The sequence below is a fragment of the Asanoa iriomotensis genome (assembly GCF_016862515.1).
Taxonomy (GTDB): domain Bacteria; phylum Actinomycetota; class Actinomycetes; order Mycobacteriales; family Micromonosporaceae; genus Asanoa; species Asanoa iriomotensis.
The window spans coordinates 72962-80707 of sequence record NZ_BONC01000037.1 but is presented as its reverse complement, the minus strand read 5'-3'; the positions used below and the strand labels follow the sequence as shown (position 1 = coordinate 80707).

Annotated in this window: 4 protein-coding genes; 1 reads left to right on the top strand and 3 read right to left on the bottom strand. The window is 69.5% G+C overall.

The genetic code is table 11. The features are described 5' to 3' along the window. Nucleotides 1-75: 75 nt before the first annotated feature. Nucleotides 76-654 carry a TetR/AcrR family transcriptional regulator gene (locus tag Air01nite_RS24690; protein ID WP_203705577.1) on the bottom strand — a complete coding sequence of 193 codons (579 nt, stop codon included), beginning with the start codon at nucleotides 652-654 and terminating at the stop codon, nucleotides 76-78. Between the two features lie 550 nt (nucleotides 655-1204). On the opposite strand from Air01nite_RS24690, the gene Air01nite_RS24685 reads away from it, so the two are divergent. Continuing rightward, a complete protein-coding gene (locus Air01nite_RS24685) occupies nucleotides 1205-2173 on the top strand; it encodes an endonuclease domain-containing protein (RefSeq protein ID WP_203705576.1) in 969 nt (322 codons plus the stop codon). A 442-nt stretch (nucleotides 2174-2615) separates the two neighbouring features. On the opposite strand, the gene Air01nite_RS24680 is transcribed toward Air01nite_RS24685, so the two are convergent. After that, entirely contained in the window at nucleotides 2616-4724 is a 2109-nt protein-coding gene (locus tag Air01nite_RS24680; protein WP_203705575.1) for a ThuA domain-containing protein, read from the bottom strand. Nucleotides 4725-4832: 108 nt separating this feature from the next. After that, the gene (locus Air01nite_RS24675; RefSeq protein WP_203705574.1) at nucleotides 4833-7658 is read right to left on the bottom strand and encodes a PQQ-dependent sugar dehydrogenase; all 2826 of its coding nucleotides are present in this window, start codon (nucleotides 7656-7658) and stop codon (nucleotides 4833-4835) included. Between the last annotated feature and the right edge of the window lie 88 nt (nucleotides 7659-7746).

Genomic DNA, 7746 nt, shown 5'->3' with positions numbered 1-7746 from the left:
GACGGCCGGACCCGAGGCTCAACGGCGCAGCCGCGACCACGGACCGCGCCGATGTCGGAAAGCGTGCCCATCTGGTCACGGCCTTGCGAGGATCGCGTTGACCAGCGCGAGCATGCGGGCCTCGACGGTGGCGGCGGTCAGGCCGCGGTCGCGGCGCAACAGCTTCCACGCGTAGACGTCCGTGGCGACGACGAGCAGGTCGACCACGGCGGCGCGGTCGGGGCGGGCGGTGAGTTGCGGTGCGAACATCTCCTCGACCCAGGCGCGGTGGAGGAGTTTGCCGGGGCCGACCACCGCGGCGATGCGGGGGTCGTGCTCCTGGCTCAGCATCCGCAGCACGAAGTCGCCTCGGCGCTCGTAGTGCGCGACCACCGCGTGCACCGCCGCGGCCGCGTCGCCGGCCGGGGCGCGGCGTTCTTCCTCGACGTCGGCCGAGGCCAGCGCCACCGCGGCGTCGAGGAGGCCGTCGCGGGAGCCGAAGTGCCGCAGCACTGTCTGGACGCTCGCGCCCGCGCGGGAGGCGACCTCGTCGAGGGTGATCTCGATGGTCATCTTCTCCTCGCTCAGCTCGAGCGCCGCCCGCAGGATCCGTTGCCGGGTCGCCGCCTTGGCGTCGCCCCGGGCCCGCATCGTGTAGCCACGCTTGCTCTCCATGTCAGCACCGACGCTACGGCCGCATGCGATTTTATGTCAATGTCCACTAACATGAAATCGCGATGACCGTCAGCGAGTCCTGCTGTCCTGGATCGGAGGCCTCAACCGAGCCATCCGCAGGCTCATGCGCGGTGGGCGCCGGCATCCAGACCTGATGCCGATGGACCCGCGGTTGATCTCAGCCGTCACCGCGAACAGCAAGGCAGTCGTGCGGCACAGCCGGGCACGCTCCCCCGAGGCGGGCGGTCGACGACGCGCGCCTGGCGGCCCGACCGTTCCACGTCCGACCCACGTGTTCATCGACAGGGTCCGCGCGGAGGACATCGACACCCGCTACCCGGCCGAGCCTCGCCCACGTCGCTACAGAACACCGCGTGTCAACGGGCAGGGGCGGTCCAGAGCCTTCGAACATCGGATCGCAGACCTGCTCGGCACGGCCACCGACGCGCGATGCCACTGGTCGCCACTGCGCGTCAACGACCAAGGTGGCTGTCCACAGCTTTGAACACCATGTTGCCCGGGTCTCGTCGAGCCGACGACGCTTTGTCGGATGGAGCAGGCATTGGCCACGGCGCTCGCCACCGGCGGAGGAGTGGTCCGCTGGACCGGCGCGCGAGATGCGACGGTTCCCCGCTGGGCCATCGACAACGGATTGCGCTCGAAGACACTGGTGCGGCTGTTGCCCAGCGTTTACGCGGACGCGTCCTGTGCAAACGAACCGGCCGTCCGGCGGCGCGCGGCGCTGGCCTACGGCGCCGCCGGCCTGAGCGACGGAACATCGGTCGGGGAAGGCGTCAGTGCGGTGCTCAGCCACACGTCGGCGCTGGTCGTCTGGGGCCTGCTGGGAGACGAGCCGCTCGAGCAAGAGCACATCACGGTCGCCCGGCACTCGACCGCCCGATCGCGCGGGTGGCTGGTCGTTCATCACCCGACCGATCCACCGACAGCCGTCATGCGGAATACCACGCCCGTGACGCTGGTCGAACGCTCGTTGGTCGACGCGTGGCCGTGGCTGCCCGCTCTGGACCGACAGGCACCGATCATCAACGCCGTCAACGACCGTCTTACGACACCGCAGCGCCTCGGCGACGCGCTGGCCGCGGCACCCAAGATCCCCGGCCGCGCCGAGCTTCGTGGCCTGGTCGCCAGGCTGGCGGTGGGTTGCCGGAGCCCGTTGGAGATCTGGGGTGACGACAAGGTCTTCACGGGCCCAGGAATGCCGCCGTTCGCCCGGCAGTTCCCGGTGCGTCTCGACGGGCGCACCGTCTATCTCGACGTCTTCCACGAAGGCACTCGGGTCAACTTCGAGCTCGACGGCGCAGGCACGCACGGCAGTCCGCGTCAGCGGGAGGTCGACCTTCGCCGCGATGCCGCCCTCGCGGCACGTGGCATTCTCGTCGTCCGCCTCAGCCACGCCCGCCTGACGACCGAGCCGCAGCGGGTGCGTCGGGAGATCCTGGCGATCCTGAGAAACCGGAGCGACAGCACGCGGTCAGTTGGGTTAGTGGCAAGCCCATGATCCAGTGCGGATGGTCGATGAGTAAGCCGGGCAACACCAAGATCGGGTGTGTCACGCCTGCGATTCGTGCGGCGCGCCTGCCAGCCCGTGCACACCCGATCATGACAGAGCCCATTCGCGAAGCAGGCTGACTACACACGATCATGAGATGCCGGCGGGCCGACTGCCCGCACGAACACCGCACCACGCCTATGCGCAGGCACCAATCGCAAACGACCCGGAGTACGTCTGCTCAGCACTAGGCGCGTTGAGAGCTCCACTGGCAACGAGCCCAAGAGTCTGCACCTTCGCAGGCGGACAAATACCGGGCTGCCAGACCCGACGTGCCCGGCACGGCGACGCACCCTCCGCGGGGCAGGCGCGGAGGGTGCGTCGGGTGGAGGCGGTGGCCGGCACGGGTTGTGGGCGTCCCCTGCCGGCCCCCGCGATCAGGGGTGGACCGTTACGGCAGCGTCCAGCGTTGGTTGGCCGCGCCGTTGCAGGTCCAGAGGTGGACGATCGTGCTGTCGGCCGAGTTGTTGCCGCTCACGTCCAGGCACTTGGCCGAGTTCGCGTTGACCAGCGACGAGTTGGCGCCGGCCGACCAGCTCTGCGCACCCGTGCCGTTGCACGTCCAGAGCTGGATCTTCGTGCCGTTCGCCGTGCCGCTGCCGCTCACGTCCAGGCACTTGCCCAGAGCGCGCAGCGTCGATCCGTTGCGGGTCCAGGTCTGCGCGGCCGAGCCGTTGCACGTGTAGAGCTGGATCTGCGTGCCGTCGGCCGTGCCGCCGTTGCGGACGTCGAGGCACTTGCCCGCCAAGCCCACCACCGGGCCGGTCCCGCTAGGGGGCGGCGTGCTCTTCACGAACGTGAAATCGTCCACATCGAACAGTCCCGTGCCCGTCCCGGTGAACGTCAGATACACGTTCGCGGTCCCGGCCGGCACCCCAGACAGGGAACCCTGCACATTGGCGTACGTGTCCCACGACCCCGTGTTCGGCACCGCGACCGTGCCCAGCACCGTGCCCGTGGCCGACCCGTTGCGCACCTGGATCGTGCCGCCGGGGCCACCCGACACCACGCGCGCCCGGAAGCTGGAGGCACCACCGACGTTGACGGCGTTGTAAGCAGCCCAGTCACCCGGCTCGATGTAGCCCAGCGTCTGCCCACCGTTGGCGCCCGCCTTGGTGAACGCCTGCACCCCGGACGCCGACGAGAACGACTCCGCCTGCACCGTCACGTCACCCGACGGCGGCGGCGTGCCGAGCTCCTTGACCCGGATGTTCCGGAACGACACGTCATCGCCCGTGCCGTGGTTCTGGATGCCGATGTGGCCGGCCAGCGACCGCGCCGGGACCGTGTTCGTGAAGTCGTTGATCTTCACGCCGTTGAGGAAGATCTGCAGCCGCTCACCCTCGACCAGCAGCTCGTAGGTGTTCCACTCCCCCGGCGGGTTCAGCGCCGCGTCGCGGGCCGCGATGTCAGCCGACTTGAACGTGTAGACCGATCCCGTCGTACGGTCGGCCGCGTCCGTCGCGTCGATCTGGATCTCGTAGCCGTTGTCGACGGCCGACCACGGGTCGGACGACGGCGGGAAGCCGATGAAGATACCCGAGTTGTCGTCGCCGTCCATCTTCCAGTCGAGCTTGAGCGAGTACGACGTGTACTGCTTGGCGGAGTACCAGTAGAGCCCCATGCCACCGGTCGACTTCAACGTCGCGTCGCTGTTGGTGAACGAGCCGGGCCCGGCCTGCGACCAACCGGAGACAGATCCATTGTAGATAGCCGTGTAACCCGTCTCCGGCCTGCAATCAAAGTCGGTCCGCGCCGCCGCATAGCGGATGCCGCCGAGCAGCATCGAGCGGAACGCGGCCTCCGTGTACGAGGCCTGCGTGTGCCCGAGACCCGTGTAGAACGACCGACCGCCGTCGTACGCCTTGCACCAGATGATCGGGTGGTCGGCACCCATGCCACCGCCGGAGTACGACGACTCGTCGAGCGTGGCCAGCACCCGCGCGGTCGACCGCGGGTTGGTGCGGTAGTTGTACCACTCGTCGCTGCGGGTCCACGTCTGCGGCAGGTGCGCGGTCGCCGCCGTGCCCCGGTTCTCCACCTTGATGTTGGCCTGCTGGATCGCCGGGTGCGAGTTGAAGTAAGCACCGACCAGGTTGCCGTACCAGGCCCAGTCGTACTCGGTGTCGGCCGCCGCGTGCACGCCGACATAACCGCGCCCGGAGCGGATGTAGTTCTCGAACGCCGTCTGCTGCGTCGCGTTGAGCACGTCGCCGGTCGTGGAGAGGAACACCACCACCTCGTACGGCGCGAGGCCGGCAGCGGTGAACGTGTTGGCGTCCTCGGTGGCCGTCACCGTGAAGTTGTTGGCCGCGCCGAGGTCGCGGATGGCCTGGATGCCGTTCGGGATGGAGTCGTGCCGGAACCCGGCGGTCTTCGAGAAGACCAGCACGTCGTACGCGGCGTCCGCGGCGTTCGCGGGCCCCGCCTGTGCGGTACAGGCGATCACGGCCAAGGCGGCAGTGACCGCGCCGATGGCGGTCCGGATGAGTCTGCGCATCTGCACTCCCGGGGACGGTGCGGGGGCGCCTGGGCGGACGCCCCCGCTGGGCTGATTCCCAATGCCTGGACTATCAGTCGGCATGGAGAACCCGAGCCCCTATCGGGGCTAGGGCAATGTCCACCGCTGGTTAGCGGCGCCGTTGCAGGTCCACAGGTGGACCACCGTGCTGTCGGCCGAGTTGTTGCCACTCACGTCGAGGCACTTGCCCGACGTCGGGTTGACCAGCGACGAGTTGGCGCCGACCGTCCAGTTCTGCGCACCCGTACCGTTGCAGGTGTAGATCTGGATCTTCGTGCCGTCGGCCGTGCCCGCGCCGCTGACGTCCAGGCACTTGCCCAGCGCCCGCAGCGTCGAACCCGTGCGGGTCCAGGTCTGCGCCGCGGAGCCGTTGCAGGTGTAGAGCTGGACCTGGGTGCCGTCGGCGGTCGCGCCGCCGCGGACGTCCAGGCACTTACCCGCGAGACCCACGACCGGGCCGGTGCCGGTGCCGCCGGTGGTGTTGAACGTGAACGCGTCCACGTCGAACAGCGCTCCGGTGCCACCCGCGAAGGTCAGGTAGAGCGTGGTCGTGCCGGCCGGCACGCCGGACAGGGTCGCGGTGACGTTGGTGAACGTCTCCCACGAGCCGGTGTTGGCCACCGCGACCGAGCCGAGGACGGTGCCGGTCGCCGAGCCCGCCCGCACCTGGAGGGTGCCGCCGACCCCGCCGGAGGAGACCCGGGCGGTCATCGACGTGGCGTTATTGATCTTGTAGGGGTCGAACGAGATCCAGTCTCCGTTGTGCACGTCGCCGACCGTCCGGCCGCCCTCGGCGCCGGTCTTGGTGATCAGCGAGACGCCGGACATCGTCTTGTAGTGCTCGGCCTGGCGGTGCTTGGGCTGGAGGGTGAACTGCCTGTGCGTGGTGAGCCCGCCGTTGTCGGTGTACTCGGCGTCGAAGATCGCGAAGATGTTCGCCGCCGCGTCGTGCTCCCCGTCGGTCGGGACGGTGATCGACCCGGAGCACCCGTTGACGGACGTGATCTGGTGGCCGTGCTGGTCGTGCCCGAGGACGTACGTCATCTTGGCCCTGGCGCAGTTGATCGTGCCGTCCTCGGGGTCGCTCGCCGTGATCGTGAACGGGATCGTGTCGCCGAAGTTGAACAGCTGACCGTTGCCGGGAACGCTGATGTTGACCGTCGGCGCCGTGTTGCCGACGCCGATCTGCACGCTGGCCGTGCCGGTCGCGCCCTGCGGGTCCCGCACGGTCAGCGTCGCGGTGTAGGTGCCGTTGCTGGTGTACGTCTTCGACGGGTTCGCCGCGGTCGACGTGGTGCCGTCACCGAACGCCCAGGAGTAGGTCAGCGCACCGCCGTCGGGGTCCGTGGAGCCGGCCGACGAGAACGCGACGGTGAGCGGGGCCTGGCCCGAGGTGGGCTGGGCGCTGGCGACGGCGGTCGGTGCCCGGTTGCCGCCGGCCACGTAGTCGAAGCGGTAGAGCGCGGAGTTGGCGTCGCCGTTGAAGTAGCCGGTGCCGTAGTCGAGCACGTAGTAGGCACCGTCCGGGCCGAACGCCGAGTCCATCACCTGCTTGCCGACCCAGGGGAAGGCGTCGATCGTGCCCCGGGTGCCGTCGGCGTTGACGTGGATCGGCTTGATCCAGCCCCGGCCGAACTCGGTGGCGAAGAACTGCCCCTCGAAGCTTTGCGGGAACTTCGTGGTGGACGGGTTCGCCGCGTTGTAGCGGTAGACCGGGCCGCCCATCGGCGACTCGGAGCCGCCGCCGAACTCGGTCGGGGTGCCGCTGTCACCGCCGTACCTGATCCAGGCGGCGCGGGCCGGCGGCAGGGTGCCCTGGCCGGTGTTGCGGAACGAGTTGTTGGTCGCCCCGCCGGTGCAGTTGAACTTCGGGCCGGTGGTGCCGGTCGCGAAGTTCCACTCGTTGTAGGTCTCGGTGCTGGTGTTGGTGCCCGTGCAGTACGGCCAGCCGTAGTTGCCGGCCGAGGTGACCCGGTTGAACTCGACCTGGCCGGACGGCCCGCGGTTGGCGTCGGTCGAGCCCGCGTCGGGGCCGTAGTCGCCGACGTAGACCACGCCGGTGGCCTTGTCGACGCTGATCCGGAACGGGTTCCGGAAGCCCATCGCGTAGATCTCGGGCCGGGTGTTGGCCGTGCCGGGCGCGAACAGGTTGCCCGACGGGATCGCGACGGTCCCGTTGGCGTTCACCTTGATCCGCAGGATCTTGCCGCGCAGGTCGTTGGTGTTGCCCGCGGAGCGCTGCGCGTCGTACGCCGGGTTGCGGTTGGTCCGCTCGTCGATCGGCGCGTAGCCGGCCGAGTCGAACGGGTTGGTGTCGTCGCCGGTCGACAGGTAGAGGTTGCCGGCCGCGTCGAAGTCGATGTCGCCGCCGACGTGGCAGCAGATGCCGCGGTCGGCCGGCACGTCCAGGACGGTGACCTGGCTGCCCATGTTGAGCGTGAAGTCGGCGTTGAGGGTGAACCGGGCCAGCCGGTTGACGCCCTGCCAGGCCGTCCAGCTCGTGCCGGTGGCCGGCGCGTCACCGGCCGGTGTGGACAGCGGCGGTGCGAAGTAGAGGTAGACGAACCGGTTGCTGGCGAAGCCCGGGTCGACGCCGACGCCCTGGAGCCCCTCCTCGTCGTGGGTGTAGACGGGGAGGGTGCCGATGAGGGTGGTCGTGCCGTTGGCGTCGGTGCGGCGAAGCTGCCCGCCGCGGGCCGTGTGCAGCACCGAGCGGTCCGGCAGCACGGCGAGCGACATGGGCTCGCCGACCTCGGCGACGCCCTTGGCCAGCGTGACCTGCTGGAAGTCGGTGGCGCTGATGGGGTGGGCCTGTGCGGCCGGTGCGGTGGTGACGATGCCGCTGAGCGCGGCGGCGACGAGGAGCAGCGCGGAGCCGGCGGCCCGGCGGCGCAGCCGACGACCAGTGTCCATAGCGGACATGGACAGTCCCTTCCTGACGCTCTTGCCAGGCAGGGCGCGCGCCGTCGCGCCTTCAGCCGTAGCGGATTCCAATCCTGTA

Excerpts from the sequence above, each read along its gene's own strand:
- Air01nite_RS24690 (WP_203705577.1), bottom strand. The coding sequence starts at position 654 with ATGGAGAGCAAGCGTGGCTACACGATGCGGGCCCGGGGCGACGCCAAG.
- Air01nite_RS24685 (WP_203705576.1), top strand. The coding sequence starts at position 1,205 with ATGGAGCAGGCATTGGCCACGGCGCTCGCCACCGGCGGAGGAGTGGTC.
- Air01nite_RS24680 (WP_203705575.1), bottom strand. The coding sequence starts at position 4,724 with ATGCGCAGACTCATCCGGACCGCCATCGGCGCGGTCACTGCCGCCTTG.
- Air01nite_RS24675 (WP_203705574.1), bottom strand. The coding sequence starts at position 7,658 with ATGGACACTGGTCGTCGGCTGCGCCGCCGGGCCGCCGGCTCCGCGCTG.